This window comes from Haemophilus sp. HN_Hi08 (assembly GCF_049824455.1).
In the GTDB taxonomy this organism is placed as follows: domain Bacteria; phylum Pseudomonadota; class Gammaproteobacteria; order Enterobacterales; family Pasteurellaceae; genus Haemophilus; species Haemophilus influenzae_D.
Genome location: NZ_CP187493.1, coordinates 49,772 through 70,448 on the forward strand (window position 1 = coordinate 49,772; position 20,677 = coordinate 70,448).

19 protein-coding genes are annotated in these 20,677 nt (G+C 38.1%); 10 read left to right on the top strand and 9 right to left on the bottom strand.

Features of this window, described 5'->3' with window-relative positions:
- Positions 1–67: 67 nt before the first annotated feature.
- A complete protein-coding gene (gene mutM / locus ACPT8O_RS00235) occupies positions 68–883 on the top strand; it encodes a DNA-formamidopyrimidine glycosylase (RefSeq protein ID WP_021034782.1) in 816 nt (271 codons plus the stop codon).
- 73 nt (positions 884–956) lie between these two features.
- Here mutM and degS read toward each other — a convergent pair whose 3' ends face one another.
- The 8 genes from degS to ACPT8O_RS00275 are packed head-to-tail and all read right to left on the bottom strand — an operon-like array spanning position 957 to position 9,219.
- Complete coding sequence (gene degS / locus ACPT8O_RS00240) at positions 957–1,976, bottom strand: outer membrane-stress sensor serine endopeptidase DegS (RefSeq protein ID WP_005688381.1); 1,020 nt, start codon at positions 1,974–1,976, stop codon at positions 957–959.
- Positions 1,977–3,095 (bottom strand): bifunctional diaminohydroxyphosphoribosylaminopyrimidine deaminase/5-amino-6-(5-phosphoribosylamino)uracil reductase RibD, encoded by a 1,119-nt coding sequence (gene ribD / locus ACPT8O_RS00245; protein ID WP_021034781.1) that lies wholly within the window; start codon positions 3,093–3,095, stop codon positions 1,977–1,979.
- Between the two features lie 2 nt (positions 3,096–3,097).
- Positions 3,098–3,547 carry a transcriptional regulator NrdR gene (gene nrdR, locus ACPT8O_RS00250; RefSeq protein ID WP_021034780.1) on the bottom strand — a complete coding sequence of 150 codons (450 nt, stop codon included), beginning with the start codon at positions 3,545–3,547 and terminating at the stop codon, positions 3,098–3,100.
- A gap of 54 nt (positions 3,548–3,601) precedes the next feature.
- Positions 3,602–6,982: an exodeoxyribonuclease V subunit gamma gene (gene recC, locus ACPT8O_RS00255; RefSeq protein ID WP_021034779.1), complete on the bottom strand. Its 3,381-nt coding sequence runs from the start codon at positions 6,980–6,982 to the stop codon at positions 3,602–3,604.
- A 45-nt stretch (positions 6,983–7,027) separates the two neighbouring features.
- Positions 7,028–7,315, bottom strand: a complete 288-nt coding sequence (locus ACPT8O_RS00260; protein ID WP_021034778.1) for a DUF5374 domain-containing protein — start codon at positions 7,313–7,315, stop codon at positions 7,028–7,030.
- Positions 7,308–7,991 (bottom strand): DUF2572 family protein, encoded by a 684-nt coding sequence (locus ACPT8O_RS00265; protein WP_021034777.1) that lies wholly within the window; start codon positions 7,989–7,991, stop codon positions 7,308–7,310. The genes ACPT8O_RS00260 and ACPT8O_RS00265 overlap by 8 nt, the downstream gene beginning before the upstream one ends.
- The gene (locus ACPT8O_RS00270; protein ID WP_021034776.1) at positions 7,988–8,707 is read right to left on the bottom strand and encodes a PulJ/GspJ family protein; all 720 of its coding nucleotides are present in this window, start codon (positions 8,705–8,707) and stop codon (positions 7,988–7,990) included. Before ACPT8O_RS00270 ends, ACPT8O_RS00265 begins: the two co-directional genes overlap by 4 nt.
- Positions 8,707–9,219: a pilus assembly FimT family protein gene (locus ACPT8O_RS00275; RefSeq protein ID WP_041175282.1), complete on the bottom strand. Its 513-nt coding sequence runs from the start codon at positions 9,217–9,219 to the stop codon at positions 8,707–8,709. The genes ACPT8O_RS00270 and ACPT8O_RS00275 overlap by 1 nt, the downstream gene beginning before the upstream one ends.
- A 199-nt stretch (positions 9,220–9,418) precedes the next feature.
- Between ACPT8O_RS00275 and suhB the strand changes: the two genes are divergently transcribed.
- The 9 genes from suhB to ACPT8O_RS00320 all read left to right on the top strand — a co-directional run bounded on the left by suhB (position 9,419) and on the right by ACPT8O_RS00320 (position 18,820).
- Positions 9,419–10,222, top strand: coding sequence for an inositol-1-monophosphatase (gene suhB / locus ACPT8O_RS00280; RefSeq protein WP_005631453.1), 804 nt, complete (start codon positions 9,419–9,421; stop codon positions 10,220–10,222).
- 109 nt (positions 10,223–10,331) lie between these two features.
- Complete coding sequence (gene nrfE, locus ACPT8O_RS00285) at positions 10,332–12,239, top strand: heme lyase NrfEFG subunit NrfE (RefSeq protein ID WP_021034774.1); 1,908 nt, start codon at positions 10,332–10,334, stop codon at positions 12,237–12,239.
- Positions 12,239–12,769, top strand: coding sequence for a DsbE family thiol:disulfide interchange protein (locus tag ACPT8O_RS00290; protein WP_021034773.1), 531 nt, complete (start codon positions 12,239–12,241; stop codon positions 12,767–12,769). Before nrfE ends, ACPT8O_RS00290 begins: the two co-directional genes overlap by 1 nt.
- A complete protein-coding gene (gene nrfF / locus ACPT8O_RS00295) occupies positions 12,766–13,908 on the top strand; it encodes a heme lyase NrfEFG subunit NrfF (protein WP_021034772.1) in 1,143 nt (380 codons plus the stop codon). Before ACPT8O_RS00290 ends, nrfF begins: the two co-directional genes overlap by 4 nt.
- A complete protein-coding gene (locus ACPT8O_RS00300; RefSeq protein WP_021034771.1) occupies positions 13,905–15,110 on the top strand; it encodes an NAD(P)/FAD-dependent oxidoreductase in 1,206 nt (401 codons plus the stop codon). The genes nrfF and ACPT8O_RS00300 overlap by 4 nt, the downstream gene beginning before the upstream one ends.
- A gap of 120 nt (positions 15,111–15,230) precedes the next feature.
- Positions 15,231–16,541, top strand: a complete 1,311-nt coding sequence (gene eno / locus ACPT8O_RS00305; protein ID WP_021034770.1) for a phosphopyruvate hydratase — start codon at positions 15,231–15,233, stop codon at positions 16,539–16,541.
- A gap of 83 nt (positions 16,542–16,624) precedes the next feature.
- Entirely contained in the window at positions 16,625–17,044 is a 420-nt protein-coding gene (locus ACPT8O_RS00310; RefSeq protein ID WP_040035224.1) for a DUF2251 domain-containing protein, read from the top strand.
- Positions 17,045–17,056: 12 nt separating this feature from the next.
- Positions 17,057–17,638, top strand: coding sequence for a hypothetical protein (locus tag ACPT8O_RS00315; RefSeq protein ID WP_021034768.1), 582 nt, complete (start codon positions 17,057–17,059; stop codon positions 17,636–17,638).
- Entirely contained in the window at positions 17,639–18,820 is a 1,182-nt protein-coding gene (locus ACPT8O_RS00320) for a glutathionylspermidine synthase family protein (protein WP_041175281.1), read from the top strand. It abuts the gene before it with no gap.
- Between the two features lie 235 nt (positions 18,821–19,055).
- Here the strand turns inward: ACPT8O_RS00320 and ACPT8O_RS00325 are convergent, their stop codons facing one another.
- A complete protein-coding gene (locus ACPT8O_RS00325; RefSeq protein WP_021034766.1) occupies positions 19,056–20,582 on the bottom strand; it encodes a catalase in 1,527 nt (508 codons plus the stop codon).
- Between the last annotated feature and the right edge of the window lie 95 nt (positions 20,583–20,677).

A 20,677-nucleotide genomic window follows, 5' to 3' on the forward strand; every position in this document is an offset into this window, starting at 1 on the left:
ATATAAAAAATGGTAAAACTAACCGCACTTTATATCATTATTCAATCTACTCACTAAGTTAAAAATTATGCCAGAACTTCCCGAAGTTGAAACTGCACTACGTGGTATTAGCCCTTATCTTAAAAATTTTACGATTGAGAAAGTTGCCGTACGCCAGCCTAAATTGCGCTGGGCTGTATCAGAAGAATTGATAACACTAAAAAAGGTAAAAATTGTCGATCTCACTCGTCGAGCAAAATATTTGATTATTCACACGGAAAAAGGCTATATCATCGGGCATTTGGGCATGTCAGGTTCGGTGCGAATTGTGCCACAGGATAGCGCAATAGATAAACATGACCATATTGATATTGTGATGAATAATGGCAAATTATTACGTTATAACGATCCTCGTCGTTTCGGTGCATGGTTGTGGACGGAGAATCTAGATGACTTTCATCTTTTCTTAAAGCTAGGGCCTGAACCGCTTTCTGATGAATTTAATGCAGAATATTTATTCAAAAAATCTCGTCAAAAATCAACCGCACTTAAAACCTTCTTGATGGATAACGCTGTGGTGGTGGGTGTTGGAAATATTTATGCGAATGAAAGTTTGTTTATTTGTGGTATTCATCCACTTAAACTCGCTAAAAATCTGACCCGCAATCAATGTATTTCCTTAGTGAACACGATTAAAGATGTTTTGAGAAAAGCCATTATTCAAGGTGGAACGACACTTAAAGATTTTTTACAGCCAGATGGTCGCCCAGGTTATTTTGCACAAGAATTATTGGTATATGGCAATAAAGATAAACCTTGTCCAAAGTGCGGTGGAAAAATTGAAAGTTTAGTTATTGGGCAGCGTAATAGTTTCTTTTGCCCGAAATGTCAGAAAAGGGGTTAGAACAAATAAATTTTCAAATTGAAAAGAAAGTATTAAATATAATGAAAACAGCGGTCAAAATAGACCGCTATTTTTAGTTTACTGGAAATTCTTCAATGACAACAGGAACTTGTAAGATTTTGCCTAACCGTAAAATAGTAACAAGAACTTTTGAATTAGGTTTTGTATTTGCGATAATTTGCATCATTTCTCGGGCTGAAATCCCCTCTTGATTATTTAATTTCAAAATCACATCGCCAACTTGAATACCTGCTTTTGCTGCAGGGCTATTCGGGCTTACGTCTGTGATAACTATTCCTTCTTCACTACTTGAACTAATATCACTTTGCACACCAAAATAACCTCGAATCACACGTCCATCACGCATAATTTTACGTAGTACATCATTTGCAATATCTATTGGAATGGCAAAATTTAGTCCTTCTGCGATTTCATTGGCGGTTTTACCAATACTAAGTGTGCTGATTCCTACCAATTCTCCTGCAGAATTAATTAAGGCACCGCCTGAGTTTCCGCGGTTAATTGATGCATCGGTTTGGATGAAGTTTTGTCTGCCAACAGAATCACCTACCGCATTACGACCCATTGCGCTAATGATTCCTTGAGACACACTTTGTCCTAAATTGTAAGGATTACCGATTGCCAACACTACATCGCCGACTTGAGCTTGACGATTTGAATTTTGTGGAATAGTTGAAAGATTATTTGCACGAATTTTGAGAACAGCGAGATCAGTGAGATTATCTGAACCAACAAGACTGGCCTCAAAAATATTTCCGTTTTGCAACGCTACTACAATTTGATCGGCATTTTGGATAACGTGTTTATTTGTCAAAATATAACCGTCTTTACTCATAATTACGCCAGAACCTAAGTTATTCACTTGTAGTTGCTCATTATCATTAATGCTGGAAGAAAAAGAGCGGTTATAAACATTCACTACTGCTGGAGAGGCAATACGCACGGCATTTTTGAATGATACAATATCATCAGTAGTGAAGATGTTGCTGTTATTCAGTCTTGGAACCGCAAACAAAATCACGCCCGCAGCAGCCAAGCCCCAAAGGGCGGAATGGAAAAGTTTTTTAAGCATTTAGATTCCTTTCGGCGTGTAAGTTAATTTTATATCGTCACCGATTTGTTCTAATTCATTGAGTTGCCATAATGGTGCATCGGCAAGTTTAGTTAAATTCGGTAATTGGCATAGACCACGAGCATTGTCGCCAAGTAATTTGGGTGCAACGTAAATAATCAATTCATCTACTAATTTCGCATCAATTAAACTCCCTGCTAAATTTGCTCCAGCTTCTACCCAAAGGGTATTTATTTGTCGTCTTCCCAATTCTTGCATTAATTCTTTTAGTAAATTTTCTTTTGGAAGAATAATTTGTTCACAGAAATCAGGAAAGCCTGTTAAATCTCGTGGTTCATTAGAAACTAACCAAACAGGAGAATACGTTAAAAAAAGTTTATGAGTCGGCTGAATGCGATGTTGTGAATCTAAAATGACTCGCACAGGCTGGCGAAGATCTTCTTTTTTATATTCTGTTTTAAGATTTTCAGGAAATTCGTCCCAGCGTACATTAAGGCTTGGATCATCTGCAATTATTGTCGCAGAAGTAGATAAAAGTGCGGATGATTTTGCACGCATTTTTTGTACGTCTGAACGAGCATCTGAACCCGTAATCCATTTACTTTCTCCACTTGCCATTGCTGTTCGTCCATCTAAACTCATCGCGAGTTTGAGTTGAACAAAAGGCATACCTTGACGCATTCGTTTTAAAAAGCCTTTATTTATTTTTTCTGCTTGATCGCTCAATAAATTCACCGCACTTTCGATGCCGGCATCAGACAACATTTTCAAACCTTTCCCTGCGACTTGATGATTTGGATCTTGCATAGCCGCAATGACTTTTACTACGCCAGCCTCAATTAATCCTAATGCACAAGGTGGGGTGCGACCATAATGAGAGCAGGGCTCTAAGGTGACGTAAGCTGTTGTTCCTTTGGCATTTTCGCCAGCTTGAGCTAAAGCAACGCGTTCGGCATGAGGTTGTCCAGCCTTAAAATGAAAGCCTTCTCCCACAATTTCACCATTTTTTACCAATACGCATCCCACCGATGGGTTCGGTGTGGTGGTATATTGTCCTTTGGTGGCTAAATCTAAGGCGCGTTGCATAAATACGTGATCTTGTGAGGAAAATTCGCTCATGGTTAATCCTTTAAGCTCTCAATTTCTTTGGTGAATTGATTAATGTTATCAAAACTCAAATAGACTGATGCAAAACGAATATAAGCCACTTTATCGAGTTTTTTTAACTCATTCATCGCGAGTTTTCCAACCAGTTTACTTGGTACTTCACGTTCACCCGTCGCACGTAATTGAAAAATTATATGGTTAATTGCTTTTTCTACATCATCTGCACTTACAGGACGTTTTTCTAAGGCGTGTTGAATACCGCTACGCAATTTATCTTCATTGAATGGCTCACGTGTACCATCAGTTTTGATAATTTTCGGTATGATTAATTCTGCCATTTCAAAAGTAGTAAAACGTTCGTGACAATGACCGCACTCACGGCGGCGGCGAACTTGATAACCATCAGATACTAAACGGCTATCAATGACTTTAGTTTCTTCTGTATCACAAAATGGACAGCGCATAGATAATTCTCCATAAAAGGTCGTTATTCTACTAAAAAATAGGTTATTTGACGATTAGCTTTGTGCCTTTCTTTTTTTCTTTTGTGCGAATAATAAACCAAACCAAGCTTTCGTTTGTGCTAATAATTTTGCAAGATTTTCAGTTTGTTTAAATCTTGAGGTCTGCGCTAATACCCGTGACCAATATGGATCAGCTTTTGACCCGAAACCATTACTTTCAGTTAATTCCTGAAGTTTTTCAGAAACATTGTCAAAATTTACCGCACTTTTATCGTCTACAATAAAATCATTAATATTTCTTATGGTTGGCACCAATTGGATTTCAATTTGACTTTGTAAATAATCTTTTACGTAAGTTTGTAATTGAGAGAGAGCGGCTTCACGCTCAATAGGCGGTAATTCGATCACTTGATCTTGTGTAATTAATTTTGCTGGCACCGTATTTTCTTGTGTAACACATTGAATCAAATAATAAATCCAAGGACGGATACAATAGCGATCTTTGTATTTTGCAAAATGCCACTGAATTACTTGTGAATCATCGCCAAATAAAGGCTCCATATAACCAAATAGACGAATTTCTTGATTTTCGTTTTGCCAATCTACGGCAATATTTAAATCAATAGAAGCATGTTTGGCTTCGCCAAGATCCACTATTTTCTCTTTAAATTCTAGAACATTGTTACGAATATTTTCAGCATAAACCTTTCCAAATTTAGCCCGAGGCAACACACCTTTAACTTCTGCTTGTCTAAAATAATCAGCAAAATTTTGTTCATCCATATAGATTAAATCATTATTAAACGAATAATTATCCAAGCCATTTAAGGTAAAGTTTTCGCTGTCAGCAATACGGTTATCTTCATCGCGGAAATAAACACCAAGTTGTTTTTCAAAGAAAAATTTCACTGGGTTTTCCACAAAGCTGACTAAACGATCCAGTTCAATTTCTTCGATTTTTTCTGGGTTTTCTGTCATCGTGACCGCAAATTCCGAATTACTTGCACTTGCGTCAAATTGAGCCATTGGCAACCATTTTGTCGCAAAAGAGCGGGTAAATATCTCGTTATATTTGAAATTATCTGGGCTAAATGCGGTCATTGGATGTTCAATGACAGTAAGGACATTTTCACTTTGACCTTGATTAATATAATCCACGAGTTGGCTTACCAATACGGATGGTTCTTTCGGTTGATTATCTGTAATGGAACGCCCAACATAGCTGATATAGCAATAATTACGTGCGGCTAATAAGGCCTCTAAGAACAAATAACGATCATCATCACGACGAACACGGTCGCCTTTTTGATGATGATATTGCATTAAATCAAAACTGTTTGGTGTTTGTGTTCTAGGGTAATCGGCATCATTCATTCCAAGTAAACAAACTACTTTAAATGGCACTGAACGCATTGGCAATAAGGTGCAGAAGTTTACTTTTCCTGCAAGGAATTTGAGGCTATTTGGTGAATCTTCTAATTTTATTGTGATGACATCGGCAATCACATCTGCTTGTAATTCTTCAGTAAAATGGAGCGATTTTAGATGCTCAGCTAATTCATTAATTTTCTCTTGAATATAGAAAATCGTGTCGCTAGTGTCTTCATTTTGTATGAAGAAATCTGATAAAAGTGCGGTTAAAATTTCTTGCCATTTTTCGATGGAATGTGCTTGTTGCAGCGTTTCATGCAGCGCGGAAAGTACGGTAAAAAACTGTGACAACTTGCCAGCGAGTTCACCTTTTAAGCCATAGCTGCTGTTTAACCCCAGACTATCTTGCCAAATGCCCTGTTCTTCACGCATCGCATATCCTAAAATCATTCTTTCTAATCCAGCCTGCCAAGAATTGAAATTGATGCCATCTTGATTTTTTTGCAGACCGAAACGAATCCCTGAATCCGCCACCCATTCTCGCACTAATGGTAAATCAGCAAGAGAAATATTAAATCGTTCTCGCATCGCAGGAATATCCAACAACGCTAACACATCTTCCGCACTAAAATTGCTTTCTTTTAAGCGTAATAAAGTTAAGTAACTTGAGACCAACACATCGCTTTCTGAAAGTTTATTATCCGAAAGTGAAAATGGAATTTGTGGAGCATTTCCATTTTTTTGCCCGAAAACGGCCTGAATATAAGGCGTGTATTGATTTATATCTGCCACCATAACAACTACATCTTTTGGCGTAAGGTTAGGATCCTGATTGAATAAATCGAGTAAATAATCGTGCAAGACTTCCACTTCCCGCATAGCACTGTGGCAAGAATGTAGGGTTAAAGTGCGGTCATTTTTTTCGATATTTAACGGTTTATTTTCTAAATGCAGAATTTGAGATTGCAATTGTCCAAGTAAACTGTTCGATTTAATTTCTTGATAAGCATTGACGGGATAAGTTGGAATATGCTCTTCATCTCGCACTAAGGTATAGAGAAAATCTCGTCCCATTTTCCCCCAAGCCGCCAGCAATGGATTGCCTACTTGAAGGTTTTCATTTTGATAAGTGACGTCAAACTGAGCGTTTTCTAGTTGAGAAAGTTGTTCCTCAGAAAAGAGCGGTTGATTTTCATTTTGTTTATTGAATTGATAACGCTGACGAGAACGCAAATAATCGAGGCGTAAATCGCTAATATCTCCCCAATATTCTTGGCAAGGATTATTAAAAAATAAATGAATATCCACTTCAGAGGATATCGCTTGCAAAATATTGAGATAAGCAGTTGGAAGTGCTGGAATACCAAAAATAAATATGCGTGAAGGTAATTTTTTCGGTGCTTTTTTATCCGCAAGCAAGGCTAAGAACTGATTATGCAAAGCCGCTCGATGTGTAGCATCATCAACATCTGATTTAACATCGACGACCAACGCACGCCATAGCTCCCCTTGCCATTTTGTATTGCCTTGAATTTGCTCAAACAACGTATCGTTTAGGTTAGGTTGTTGCTTTTGTATTTGCGCAGTGATTTGTTCATCTTCGCCTTTTTCCCAAGCAAAAATCCATTCAGCTCGGTAAACTAAATATTGGTCAAATAAGTCGGCTATTTTACTGCTAAGTTGATAAAGTTTGTATTGTTCAGAATGTGGCGAAGATGCTAAATAATTGCGTAAAGGCAAAAAATTTTCTTTCTCGAGAAAAGTCGGAATTAAGCGTATTAAACGCCACATCATTGAATCTTTATCAAAAGGGTTTTCCAATGCCGTTGCGGGTAAATTTTGAGCATAAAGCTGCCAAATAAAACTTGCTGGCATAGGAAATTTTAGGTTCGCTGAAATGCCTGTTTCTTTGGCGAGTTCAATTTGTAGCCATTGCGCCATATTAGGGCTTTGCACCAAAATAATATCTTGTTGAAAAGGATCTTCAGGTGGTAAAGATTTGAATAAAGAAGAAAGAATTTCTTTTTGTTTTTCAAGCTGATTGGAATAATAAACAATGAACACAATGGCGACCTTTTGATGATTTAACCTAGAAAAAACAACGCCATTTTACTGAGTTTTTATCAAAATTTCACTCGTAGGATAACGCACAATAATGCGTTCATTTTCACATCGAATACGAAAAGTTAAGCCATTTTGTTGTATCAATTGTTCACAAGCTAACCCTAAAAATTGGCGTTGAGCTTGATTCTCTGCAATTTGTGTTGCCTGAAAATCTTGATAAATTTTTACCGCACTTTTTCGCTGTTCTGCCGTCCATTGATTAAAAACAAGAAATAAAACGCTAAATAAAGCTAAAGAAAATAACAATGTAATAAGAGACATTCCTTTATTCATCCTGAACATTAAAATCACTCCAACTTTTTTCTGCTAACTTCCACTGACTATATTGTTGCACTAAAGCAACCACCGTCTTTTTCCCATAAGCTAAAGTTACGCCATCTAAAGTTAAATTCCCGTTGGTAATCACTGCGCCAATAATCCTCCCTTTGCCAGTCAATTTTAAATCGCTCTCTGCAATTAATACGGCAGACACCGTGCCATTAATTTCAACTTCTGCTTGTGAATCTGAAAACCAATAAAGTTTAGGCGTTTTATTCGCATTTAAAATTTTAGGAGGGGAAGAAAAGTGCGGTCGAAAATAGGCAAGTTTTTCGCCACTCACAAAATCTTTCAATGCGCCTTGATTATCTCCCTGTTTAGGCGATTTTTTAAATAGGCTCATTCTTTCACACCAAAGAAAATATTGAATTGAATCTGTGGCACCATCAAGCGTAATGCTGATTTGCTTTACACTTTCATTATTATTTAAGGGTAAATCAAGGCAGGCAGTTTGTTTTTTCAAGGCTGTTATTCTTTGTAATTGTAATGTTCTTTCCACATAGTGTTTTCGTTGATTTTGTTGTGCCCGAAAAAAACTTAAATGGCTGTCATCTAACAATAAGATTACGCTTAATAAGCCTGAAATAAAAATCAGAATAGTCAGCGTAATAATGCCTTTTTGTATTGTCATTGTTTTTGATTCCAGAGAGCAACGACAAGGGATGTTTCATAACTAATATTTGGAGCTTGTTTTAAATTTCCTTTTAGCTTGATTTCTAATCCTTTTCCTTCGATTAACCAATTAAATTGTAGCTTAGTGATTTCATATTCGTTGTTATCTAATAAATCTGCCCAACCTCCCCCAGCGTTGCAAGCGGTTTGTTGAAAAGCACGTTTACAAGTTTCTGCCGTGCAATTAGTAGGAATAACACTTTGATAAGTCAGTTTGGTTTTTATCATTTTGTTACTCACTTTATAGCCGAATAATTCTTCAGTACTACTTTTAGATGTATTTTTCCCATTTTTCATACAGGTTTTCGGCGAACCTTTGCCAATACACCCATTTTTATTTAAATCATAAAAGAACAACACGCAGCTATTAGGTGGGGCGTTATCTTCTTGGCTAATGAAAATGGCTGTGCCTTGTTCATCTAATTCAAATAAAGATAAATTGCTTTCCGTCAGTTTTGCATTTAATGCTCGAAATCCTAATCGGCGAAGATCTTTACCTATTAACTGTAATGTTCGTTGTAATTCAGCTTGTAATTTTAAATGTAATAACATTTGTTGGTTTTGTGTTTGTATTTGCACATAAAAATGCGAAATGCTTAGCAGCAATAAAGAAGACAAAGCCAGTGAAATCATCAGTGCTAATAGGGTTTGCCCTTTTAATAATGTTTTCATCATTAATTACAAGCACTATCAAATTGATTGGTTTTTAAACGAATACTACCAACATTGAAAAATAAAAATAACGTACGTTCATTTTCTGCTTGCAAAATAAAACAACGAGTAACGATAGTATTACGAATGCCATCAAATCTCGTGATTTCTTTCGGATAAATATAATGGCTTTGAATCATCGTTTTATTAGGAAAATAAGGATAGTAAAAATGTGCATAAACCTCTTTCGGGCAATTTATCGGATTTAAACAATCACAAGTTTGGTTATTTTTTACTTGTGCCGTTAAGCACCATTGTTGTGTCGCAAGGTTCCGATTGATAAGTAAAAACCACACTTCCGATGAATTTTCTGCACGAGCCTGAATTTGTCGTAGAAATAAATACAGGCGATGTTGCTCTTTAGCTAAAATCGTTTTAGGTAAATCGGTTTGCCATAATGGCACGACAAAACTCAGCACAATGCTGATAATGGCTAACCCAATTAATAATTCCACTAATGTCATACCTTTCTGCATAAAACGCTCCAATTTTCTACCGCACTTTAATGATAAATAATGAGTAGAAAAATCACTTGATATGATTTTTGCGATCTGTATCGCAAATTTTTCCTGAAAACCTATAAAAACCATTGTTTTATGATTTTCAACTGGTTATTTTGGCAAATCTCGCTATAATGACGCGGAATTTTTCTGTTCTTTAAAATCTGGTGGAAATATGAATCCAATGTTAAATATCGCTATTCGTGCGGCACGAAAAGCGGGCAATGTGATTGCTAAAAATTATGAACGCCGTGATGCTATCGAAAGCACACAAAAAGGTATTAATGATTATGTGACAAACGTTGATAAAGCGTCTGAAGCAGAAATCATTGAAGTTATTCGTAAATCTTATCCTGATCACACAATTATTACGGAAGAAACAGGCGCAATTGAAGGCAAAGATAGCGATGTACAATGGATTATTGATCCTCTAGATGGTACCCGGAATTTTATGACAGGACTTCCCCACTTTTCTGTGTCTATCGCAGTTCGTGTAAAAAATCGCACTGAAGTCGGGGTTGTTTACGATCCAATCCGCAATGAATTATTTACTGCTGTGCGTGGCGAAGGTGCAAAATTAAATGAAGTACGTTTACGTGTAGATAGTAAACGTGAACTTCAAGGTTCAATTTTAGCCACTGGTTTTCCATTCAAACAACCAAAATTAATGCCAACTCAATTTGCAATGATGAATGCCTTAATTGAAGATGCTGCGGATTTCCGTCGTACTGGTTCTGCTGCATTAGATTTATGCTATGTGGCGTCAAATCGTATTGATGGCTATTTTGAAATGGGCTTAAAAGCATGGGATTGCGCAGCTGGCGATTTAATCGTGCGTGAAGCAGGTGGTTTAGTCTGTGATTTTGATGCAGGTAACGGCTACTTACGCAGTGGCAATATCATCGCAGCCCCATCACGCGTAATAAAAGAAATGTTAAATAAAATCCGCCCTTGTTTAGGTGCTGAATTTAATCATTAATTTTTATAAGTACAATAGCACCTATCAAGGTGCTATTTTTAATTTTATTAATGAAACATACTTGATTAGCGACTTTATCTGCGCATCAACGAAAAAAAACGACGACATTATGCTTCCAGAACTTGGCTTTTTCCTTCTTTTACTCGCAACAGCTAGCGCGTTTTTTCTTGCGTTAGTGCCTCAATTTGGGTTATTCAAAAAAAATTCGACTTTAATTAATGCTGCTTGGCCGCTTAGTTATATTTTTACCCTTGCGACGACGTTCTCAATTGGTTTGCTTGCTTATTCTTTTGCGGTGGATGATTTCACCCTTGAATATGTAGCGGCACATTCTAATTCCCAATTACCTACATTTTTTAAAGTGGCTGCCACTTGGGGCGGACATGAAGGTTCAATGTTGTTTTGGTTATTTTCATTGAGTTTATGGCTTGCTGCTTTTGCTTTTTTTAATCGAAAAAATGACCGCACTTTTTCCGCTCAATCTTTATCTTTATTGGGATTAATTTGCTTTGGTTTTGCGGTGTTTATTTTATTTTATTCCAATCCATTTGGACGCATTTTTCCTGCTCCCGCAGAAGGGCGCGATCTCAATCCAATGTTGCAAGATGTGGGATTAATTTTCCATCCGCCTTTATTATATGTTGGCTATGTGGGCTTTGCGGTAAATTTTGCAATGAGTTTGAGTGCGTTGATTTATAACCAATCTGCACGACAAATTGCACGCTCAATGCGTGGCTGGGTGTTGGTTTCTTGGTTGTTTTTAACCATTGGCATTGTGCTTGGTGCGTGGTGGGCTTATTACGAACTTGGCTGGGGCGGTTGGTGGTTCTGGGATCCCGTAGAAAATGCATCTTTAATGCCTTGGTTGCTTGGTTTGGCGTTATTACACAGTTTAATGGCAACAGAAAAACAAGGTGTATTTAGTTATTGGACAACGCTTTTTTCTTTGCTCGCTTTTGCCTTTAGCGTATTAGGCACGTTTATTGTTCGTTCTGGTGCACTCACTTCTGTGCACGCTTTTGCATTGGATAACACGCGCGGTTATGTATTGTTATTAATTTTCTTTGTTTTGACAGTGTTAGCCTTTGGTTTATTCGCTTTGCGTGCGGGCAGTTTGTCAGAAAGTGCGGTGAATTTTCAGTTCGTTTCTAAATCGGGTGGCATTTTATTGCTGAATATTTTGCTGACCATTGCCACTGTTTCTACCTTTTTAGGCACCTTTTACCCGATGTTATTCCAAGCGATGAATTGGGGCTCAATTTCGGTGGGAAGTCCTTATTTTAATAGTATTTTCTTCCCAATCATTACGGTAATTTTAATCTTAATGGTAATTTCGCTTAGCATACGTAAAGTGCAATTTGATCGCGTATTATTGATACGTTACGTATGGTTGCTTATTCCGTCTTTGATTCTCGCCAGCTTGATGATTTGGCAACAGCTACGCCATAATTCTGCGTTGAATTTTCACGCTTTCGCTTTTGTGTTATTAACTCTTGCGATTTGGCTTTTGTTGGTCACTTTATGGCAAAATTGGCGACAAATTCGTTTGTCTCAATTTGGTATGATTTTAGCACACTGTGGCGTGGCGATTGTGACTATTGGCGCAATAATGAGCGGTTATTTTGGCAGTGAAATTGGTGTGCGTTTAGCACCGCAACAAAGTCAAACGCTGGGACAATATGAATTTCACTATCGCCAATTTTCTAATGAAATCGGACCAAACTTTACGGCAGAAATCGCCTTTTTTGACGTAACTGAAAATGGTAAACCTTATGCAGAAATTATCCCCGAACGCCGTTATTACGATGTTCGTACAATGACAATGAGTGAAGTGGGGCTTAATGGCGGTTTTTGGGGCGATTTATATATTGTGATGGGAGATTCTCTCGGCAAAGGAGAATTTACTTTCCGCTTACATTATAAACCGCTGATTCGTTGGCTTTGGGCTGGCGGTATTTTAATGGCGTTTGGCGCACTTTTTAGCGTCTTCGGATTACGCAGAAAACAGGAAAAATAATGAACAAAAAACTTCTCTTTTTTGCACCGCTCTTTGTGCTTTTAGGCGTGTGTGTATTATTAATTGCTGGGTTAAATCAAGATCCGAAAAAAATTGCGTCGGCTTTAATTGATAAACCCGTTCCAGAGTTTTATCAGGCTAATTTACATGAGCCATCACAAATCGTAAGCCTGAAAGATTTTCCTAAACAGCCATTTTTATTAAATGTGTGGGGCAGTTGGTGTGGTTATTGCAAAGAAGAACATCCGTTGTTAATTGAGATTGCAAAAACGTTGCCTATTGTGGGTGTAGATTATCGCGACAATCCGCAAAATGGCATTGAAATGCTTAAGCGAATGGGCAATCCGTTCGTCTTAACCATTAATGATAGTCAGGGAGAACTTGCCCTCAAATTAGGCGTGGATGGCGCGCCAGAAACTTATCTTTTGGATGAAAATGGTGTGATTCGTTATCGCCATTCTGGTTTATTGGATAAAGAAACTTGGCAAACGGTATTTTTGCCAAAAATTGAAGCATTGAAGAATAAATGAAAAGCCTATTAGATATTTTTACTCGAGTTCAAAAAACATTTGTTTTTGCAACCGCACTTTTATTCGCATTTTCCTTGTTTACTCAAGCGGAAATGGTGGATACCTATCAATTCCAAAATCAAGATGATCGTACTCGCGCCGTAGAGTTGGCAAAATCTTTACGCTGCCCCCAATGTCAGAACCAAAATTTGGTGGAATCTAATTCACCTATTGCGTATGACTTGCGTCTTGAAGTGTACAAAATGGTGGATGAGGGCAAAAGTAATCAGCAAATTATCGATCAAATGACCGCTAGATTTGGTGATTTTGTGAACTATAAACCACCGTTCAAATGGAATACGGCGTTGTTATGGCTATTACCAGTCGCTCTTTTAATTTTAGCTGCTGCACTGCTTTATTTCTCAAATAGAAAAAAACAGTTTTCAGAAAAAATAGTTGCACAACAACTAGAGAATGATGAAATAATTTCCCTCCCCTCAGCCTTTGGCAGCCCCCCCCACAAGCAAGAGGAGCCAAGCAAACTTTCTAGGGGAAAAGTGAATAGTAAAATTTATTTTGTGCTTTTTACTTTACTCATCGCTATTCCAACCGCTTATTATTTTTCTCTTGATCGTTTTAGTCGTGTTCAACAAGGCGAGCAATCAATGATTGAGCAACATAATCAAAATGTTGAAATGAATGATGAACACAAAAATGAAAATGTAATTGAGAAGATCCAAAATAAACTGCGTACTGATCCAAATAATGCGGAAACTTGGCTTCAACTTGGGGAAGCCTATGTGCAGAATAATGAATTTGACAGTGCGCTTGTGGCCTATTCTAATGCGGAAAAATTGTCGGGAAGTAAACCTAATATTTTAGGTTTGGCAGCCACCGCACTTTATTATCAAGCAGGTCAGCAAATAACCCCAAAAGTAGAACAACTTTTGAATGAAGCTTTGGCAAAAGATAAAAATGAAGTGTCAAGTCTTTCTTTGTTGGCGACGATTGCCTTAGAAAATCGTCAATATCCACAAGCCAGTGCATATTTACAGCAATTATTAGATTCTGGTAATGCTGCAGTGGATCGTCGTTCAGTTATTCAACGAATGAAGATGTTGGATTTTTTACAACGTGGGGAAAAAGGACAAAATCCGTGAGCCAATATTCTGAAAATATTATTATTGGTGCTGGTGCAGCAGGATTATTTTGCGCGGCACAGTTGGCTAAATTAGGCAAGTCGGTGACAGTTTTCGACAACGGCAAAAAAATCGGACGTAAGATTTTGATGTCAGGCGGTGGATTTTGCAATTTCACTAATTTAGAGGTTACGCCTGCTCATTACCTTTCTCAAAATCCTCATTTCGTCAAATCAGCCCTTGCTCGTTATACCAATTGGGATTTTATTTCTTTAGTGGCGGAGCAGGGGATTGCTTATCACGAAAAGGAATTAGGGCAATTATTTTGCGATGAGGGCGCAGAACAAATCGTTGAAATGCTGAAATCTGAATGCGATAAATATGGTGCTAAGATTTTATTGCGTAGCGAAGTTTCTCAAGTTGAACGGATTCAAAATGATGAAAAAGTGCGGTTTGTTTTACGGGTAAATTCAACCCAATGGCAATGTAAAAATTTGATTGTTGCGACAGGTGGGCTTTCTATGCCAGGGCTCGGCGCAACGCCATTTGGCTATCAAATTGCGGAACAATTTGGCATTCCAGTTATTCCTCCGCACGCGAGTTTAGTGCCTTTTACTTATCGAGAAACAGATAAATTTTTAACCGCACTTTCAGGCATTAGCTTGCCAGTCACGATCACAGCCCAGTGCGGAAAATCTTTTCACAACCAGCTTTTGTTTACCCATCGTGGAATTTCAGGCCCTGCGGTGTTGCAAATTTCCAATTATTGGCAGCCTACTGAGTCAGTGGAAATTGATTTATTACCTAACCACAATTTGGAAGAGGAAATTAATCAAGCAAAACAATCTTCACCAAAACAAATGTTGAAAACTATCTTGGTTCGATTACTTCCGAAAAAATTGGTTGAACTTTGGCTTGAGCAAGGTCTTGTGCAAGATGAAGTTATCGCTAACATCAGCAAAGTGCGGGTAAAAAATCTGGTGGATTTTATTCATCACTGGGAATTTACTCCAAATGGCACAGAAGGCTATCGTACGGCTGAAGTCACTATGGGCGGTGTGGACACCAAAATGATTTCTTCTAAAACGATGGAAAGTAACCTTGTACAAGGTTTGTATTTTATTGGCGAAGTGCTAGATATAACAGGCTGGCTAGGCGGTTACAACTTTCAATGGGCGTGGAGTTCAGCTTATGCTTGTGCAACGAATATCTCAAGACAATAAATAGATAAAGATCAAAGCATACGCATTTTTTACAAGACAAAATCTCAAAATAGCTTTATCATATCGCCTGTTTTAGGCTGGCCTAACCCGTTTTAATTAACTTAATTGAGGAAAATAAAAATGGCAAAAATCGTTAAAGTGATTGGTCGCGAAATCATCGACTCACGCGGTAACCCAACTGTTGAAGCTGAAGTTCATCTTGAAGGTGGTTTTGTTGGTTTAGCTGCGGCTCCATCTGGTGCATCAACTGGTTCTCGTGAAGCATTAGAATTACGTGACGGCGACAAATCTCGTTTCTTAGGTAAAGGCGTATTAAAAGCCGTGTCTGCAGTGAACAACGAAATTGCACAAGCTATCGTTGGTAAAGATGCAACAAATCAAGCTGAAATCGACCAAATTATGATCGATTTAGACGGTACTGAAAACAAATCTAACTTTGGTGCAAATGCAATCTTAGCGGTATCTTTAGCAAACGCAAAAGCAGCTGCAGCATCTAAAGGCTTACCTCTTTACGCTTACATCGCAGAATTAAATGGCACTGCTGGTGTTTATTCTATGCCATTACCAATGATGAACATTATTAACGGTGGCGAACACGCAGATAACAATGTCGATATTCAAGAATTTATGATTCAACCAGTGGGTGCGAAAACGTTACGTGAAGCACTTCGTATCGGTGCTGAAGTATTCCACAATCTTGCAAAAGTATTAAAATCTAAAGGCATGAGCACGGCAGTTGGCGATGAAGGTGGTTTCGCACCAAACTTAGCCTCTAACGCAGACGCTTTAGCATGTATCAAAGAAGCAGTTGAAAAAGCAGGTTACGTATTAGGTAAAGATGTAACCTTAGCGATGGACTGTGCATCTTCTGAGTTCTACAACAAAGAAACTGGCAAATACGAAATGAAAGGCGAAGGTCGTTCATTCACTTCTCAAGAGTTCACACACTATCTTGAAGAATTAACCAAACAATACCCAATCGTGTCTATCGAAGATGGTCAAGATGAATCTGACTGGGAAGGTTTTGCATACCAAACTAAAGTGTTAGGCGACCGCGTTCAATTAGTGGGCGACGACTTATTCGTAACTAACACCAAAATCTTAAAAGAAGGTATCGAAAAAGGTATCGCAAACTCTATCTTAATCAAATTCAACCAAATCGGTTCTTTAACTGAAACTTTAGCGGCAATCAAAATGGCTAAAGATGCAGGTTATACCGCTGTAATCTCTCACCGTTCAGGTGAAACCGAAGATGCGACTATCGCTGATTTAGCGGTTGGTACAGCAGCAGGTCAAATCAAAACTGGTTCTATGAGCCGTTCTGACCGTATTGCGAAATACAACCAATTAATCCGTATCGAAGAAGCATTAGAACGCGCAGGTACTCCAGCAGCATTCCCAGGCTTAAAAGCGGTTAAAGGTCAAGCGTAATTCACGCTGAATTTACTGTAAAATCTCACCGCACTTTGTATAAAAGTGCGGTGTTTTTATATCTAATATTTAAAGGAAAGGGAATGTTACATTTAACTTTAGAGGACTCACTCTTTTTAGGGATGCCAAAGCAAGTAGGAACGCATTCTACGGTATTTGAGCATTTTGCCGTAATGTTTGAAGATGACGGTGAAACAGGCTATTTTTATGCACTTGATATGCGTCAAAATGCTCAACCGATAGTTGATATGTTGCACGTGTATAATGTTGATTCAACCTCTAATCATCATGAGGCTCGAAAACTTGAAATTTGTTGGGATGAAAGTGGTTACTTAGCCTTGTTGCTTATTAATGGCTATCCTCATGCCGTATTTGATTTTGCTCGTTTAGTCGGCTATAACAGCAATAAATATCCACAACCAGATCTAATGAGTATGTGGACTCGTGAAGAAATTACCAATAAACAGGCCGAGCAATGGCTAGGCGTGAAAACCATTCGATAAAAATTGAGAACAATGAAAAAGAAAAATCAGATTTTAGTGAGTTTATCTATTGTGGCCTTATTAGGAGGCTGTTCAGAAGAACAAGTACAACGTGATGTGTATCAGTCTTTAGACGATTGTTTAGCGGATTGGAAAAAAATTGAGCTTTGTGAGGCAGATAAAAATACCGAGAGTACTCAGAAAACTGAAACTACACCACCGCAGGGGCTTGGTTTAAATATTCGTGATAACGGTAATGCAGAAAGTGCGGTAAAAAATCCAGCTGAAAATAATGCACAAGCTAATCAAAGTGAGAACAATGCTGAATCGACTGCAAAAGCTGAAAGTACCGATCCTTCTTTAGGGGCCGCAATTGCTGGTGGCGTTATAGGGTATATGGCAGCTCGTGCAATTAGTAGTTTCCTTGGCCCGAGCTATCATCCTGGAAATCGAGCTGTCACCACACCAGCAGGGCAAGTTGTGCAACCGCAAACAAATCGTTCTGTTGGAAAACCAATGCTTGTGAAAGGAAATGCAGGAAGCATGAATAGCAAACCTGTATCTCGTGGTGGTTTTAGTAGCCCAAATAATACTAATCGTAGCAGTGGGGGCTAAATGAAACGTGTAACCGGGTTTCCTATTCGACCAGATATGGTGCAACAGCTACTTAATGTTGGATTTGATTACTATAATTTGCCTTCTAGTGATGGCTCTCATTATTGGTCTGATAATGTTGCCTATGAATTTACTTTAGCGGAAATTGATCGCATTGAGGATACAACTAATGAATTACATTTAATGTGTTTAGATTTTGCGGCGGATGAAATTAAAAAAGGCGATTATGAAAATTATCGTTTTACGGAGTTGCAAAAACAGCTTATTGAAAGCTCTTGGCGTAATCAAGATCCTTATTTATATGGACGCTTTGATTTTGGCTATGATGGCGACAACCTAAAAATGTTTGAATATAATGCCGATACGCCAACATCTTTGTTGGAGGCTGCGGTTGTTCAATGGCAGTGGTTGGAACAAATTGAGGGCTTGAAACATCGTGATCAATTTAACTGGATTCATGAAGAATTAATTAAACATTTCCAATTTTTGAAACAACAAAGTGGTAAAACAGATTTCCATTTGAGTGCTATGCAAGATGCTGGCCGTGAAGATTGGGGCAATGTGGATTATTTAGCTGATGTGGCTTATAACGCAGGTTGGAATATTCATCAATTAGCGGTGGAAGATATTGGCTATAACAGCGAAACAGAAAAATTTGTAGATTTAAATGATCAGCCTATTGAAATGTTATTTAAATTGTATCCGCTGGAATGGCTAAGCCACGCTGAGTTTGCTCGCCATATTACAACCGCTGAAACACGATTTATTGAGCCTGCGTGGAAAATGTTGTTAAGTAATAAAGCGCTATTGGCAAAACTTTGGGCGCGTTATCCGAATCATCCGAATTTATTGCCTGCTTATTTTACGCCTTTCGAATTACCAAAAGATTTATCGATGTGGGTGAAAAAACCATTGTTAGGTCGAGAAGGTGCCAATGTCTTCTATTATGAGAAAAACAATGGCGTAGAATTTGCAGCGAAAGGAAGCGAACACTCTACGTTTTATGCTAATTCAGGTTATGTTTATCAACAAAAATTTGAATTACCAAGTTTTGATGGAATGTATCCAATTATCGGCTCTTGGGTTGTGGGTGATGTGGCTTGCGGTATGGGATTACGCGAAGATTTTACTGCAGTAACGGGGAATGATAGTCATTTTATACCTCATTATTTTGTACCTTGATACATATTTATCATTATTACTCAAATGCAATATTTATCATAAGAATGGAAGCTATTATAGGTTATTTTTCACATTCAAATTTTTAACCGATTACAAAATCGTTCACGTATTATGTAACTAATTAGTAATATTTCATTAAAAAAAAATCTGCATCCAAATTGATTAAACCTTAGTCTAACTTTTGGGTGCAGATTAATTACTACTATTATTTATTTAAAGTAATTAACTCGAAAGATTATAACAATCCGCCTTGACCTAATGCAGGGTCAGTATCACGAGCTTTTAATGCATCTTCAACGGTTAAACCTAATGCTTTCGCAACGCCTTCACCGTATGCTGCATCACACCAGTGACAGTTACGAATATGACGGTATTTGATGAAATCAGGTGCATCGCCCATTGCAGCTGCAGTGTTATTAAACAACGCTTGTTTTTGCTCTGCATTCATTAAGTTAAATAATGCACGAGGTTGGCTGAAGTAATCGTTATCATCCTTACGATAATCCCAGTGTGCTGCATCTCCGTTGATACGAAGTGGTGGTTCAGCAAAGTCTGGTTGTTGTTGCCATTGGCTGAAGCTGTTTGGCTCGTAGTGTGGCAAGCTACCGTAGTTACCATCTACACGACCTTGACCATCACGTTGGTTGCTATGAACTGGGCAACGCGGACGATTCACTGGAATTTGACGGTAATTCACACCTAAACGGTAGCGTTGTGCATCCGCATAGTTAAATAAACGAGCTTGTAACATTCTGTCAGGGCTTGCGCCGATACCTGGAACCAAGTTACTTGGTGCAAATGCAGATTGTTCTACATCAGCGAAGAAGTTTTCTGGGTTACGGTTTAATTCAAACTCCCCTACTTCAATTAATGGATAGTCTTTTTTTGACCATACTTTGGTTAAGTCAAATGGATGATAAGATACTTTTTCTGCATCAGCTTCTGGCATAATTTGTACAAATAATGTCCATTTAGGAAAATCACCACGTTCAATCGCTTCATATAAATCACGTTGATGGCTTTCACGGTCATTTGCAATAATTTCTGCGGCTTCAGCATTCGTTAAATTTTTAATGCCTTGTTGAGTACGGAAGTGGAATTTTACCCAAAAACGTTCGCCCGCTTCGTTCCAAAAACTATAAGTGTGAGAACCGAAACCGTGCATATGACGATAGCTTGCAGGAATACCACGATCACTCATTACAACAGTTACTTGGTGTAATGCTTCTGGTAATAATGTCCAGAAATCCCAGTTATTTTTTGCTGAACGCATATTAGTACGCGGATCGCGTTTTACTGCTTTGTTTAAATCTGGGAATTTACGTGGATCACGTAAGAAGAATACTGGCGTATTGTTACCTACTAAATCCCAGTTACCTTCTTCAGTATAGAATTTTAATGCAAAACCACGAATATCACGCTCAGCATCTGCTGCACCACGTTCGCCTGCCACGGTAGTAAAACGTGCGAACATTTCAGTTTTTTTACCCACTTCACTGAAAATTTTTGCACGAGTATATTTAGTAATATCGTGTGTCACAGTAAAAGTACCAAATGCACCAGAACCTTTTGCGTGCATACGACGCTCTGGGATTACTTCACGTACGAAATCAGCTAATTTTTCGTTAAGCCATAAATCTTGTGCAAGTAATGGACCACGCGGACCAGCTGTTAAGCTGTTTTGGTTATCAGCAACGGGTGCACCGTTACCCATTGTTAAGTTTGTCGCAGCTAAGTGCGAGAAAGGGCATTGAGAACTCATTGTAGACTCCTTGTAAAGTTAATAAATTTAGTTAGGTTGAAATGAATTTCTTGCGTATCATATAGAAAGGTTTAAACAATTGAAATCTATTAAAT

Excerpts from the sequence above, each read along its gene's own strand:
- nrfF (WP_021034772.1), top strand. The coding sequence starts at position 12,766 with ATGAAAAGCCTATTAGATATTTTTACTCGAGTTCAAAAAACATTTGTT.
- nrdR (WP_021034780.1), bottom strand. The coding sequence starts at position 3,547 with ATGCGCTGTCCATTTTGTGATACAGAAGAAACTAAAGTCATTGATAGC.
- mutM (WP_021034782.1), top strand. The coding sequence starts at position 68 with ATGCCAGAACTTCCCGAAGTTGAAACTGCACTACGTGGTATTAGCCCT.
- nrfE (WP_021034774.1), top strand. The coding sequence starts at position 10,332 with ATGCTTCCAGAACTTGGCTTTTTCCTTCTTTTACTCGCAACAGCTAGC.
- ACPT8O_RS00275 (WP_041175282.1), bottom strand. The coding sequence starts at position 9,219 with ATGCAGAAAGGTATGACATTAGTGGAATTATTAATTGGGTTAGCCATT.
- ACPT8O_RS00320 (WP_041175281.1), top strand. The coding sequence starts at position 17,639 with ATGAAACGTGTAACCGGGTTTCCTATTCGACCAGATATGGTGCAACAG.
- ACPT8O_RS00260 (WP_021034778.1), bottom strand. The coding sequence starts at position 7,315 with ATGAATAAAGGAATGTCTCTTATTACATTGTTATTTTCTTTAGCTTTA.
- suhB (WP_005631453.1), top strand. The coding sequence starts at position 9,419 with ATGAATCCAATGTTAAATATCGCTATTCGTGCGGCACGAAAAGCGGGC.
- ACPT8O_RS00290 (WP_021034773.1), top strand. The coding sequence starts at position 12,239 with ATGAACAAAAAACTTCTCTTTTTTGCACCGCTCTTTGTGCTTTTAGGC.
- ACPT8O_RS00270 (WP_021034776.1), bottom strand. The coding sequence starts at position 8,707 with ATGATGAAAACATTATTAAAAGGGCAAACCCTATTAGCACTGATGATT.
- ACPT8O_RS00315 (WP_021034768.1), top strand. The coding sequence starts at position 17,057 with ATGAAAAAGAAAAATCAGATTTTAGTGAGTTTATCTATTGTGGCCTTA.
- ACPT8O_RS00265 (WP_021034777.1), bottom strand. The coding sequence starts at position 7,991 with ATGACAATACAAAAAGGCATTATTACGCTGACTATTCTGATTTTTATT.
- ACPT8O_RS00310 (WP_040035224.1), top strand. The coding sequence starts at position 16,625 with ATGTTACATTTAACTTTAGAGGACTCACTCTTTTTAGGGATGCCAAAG.
- ribD (WP_021034781.1), bottom strand. The coding sequence starts at position 3,095 with ATGAGCGAATTTTCCTCACAAGATCACGTATTTATGCAACGCGCCTTA.
- ACPT8O_RS00325 (WP_021034766.1), bottom strand. The coding sequence starts at position 20,582 with ATGAGTTCTCAATGCCCTTTCTCGCACTTAGCTGCGACAAACTTAACA.
- eno (WP_021034770.1), top strand. The coding sequence starts at position 15,231 with ATGGCAAAAATCGTTAAAGTGATTGGTCGCGAAATCATCGACTCACGC.
- degS (WP_005688381.1), bottom strand. The coding sequence starts at position 1,976 with ATGCTTAAAAAACTTTTCCATTCCGCCCTTTGGGGCTTGGCTGCTGCG.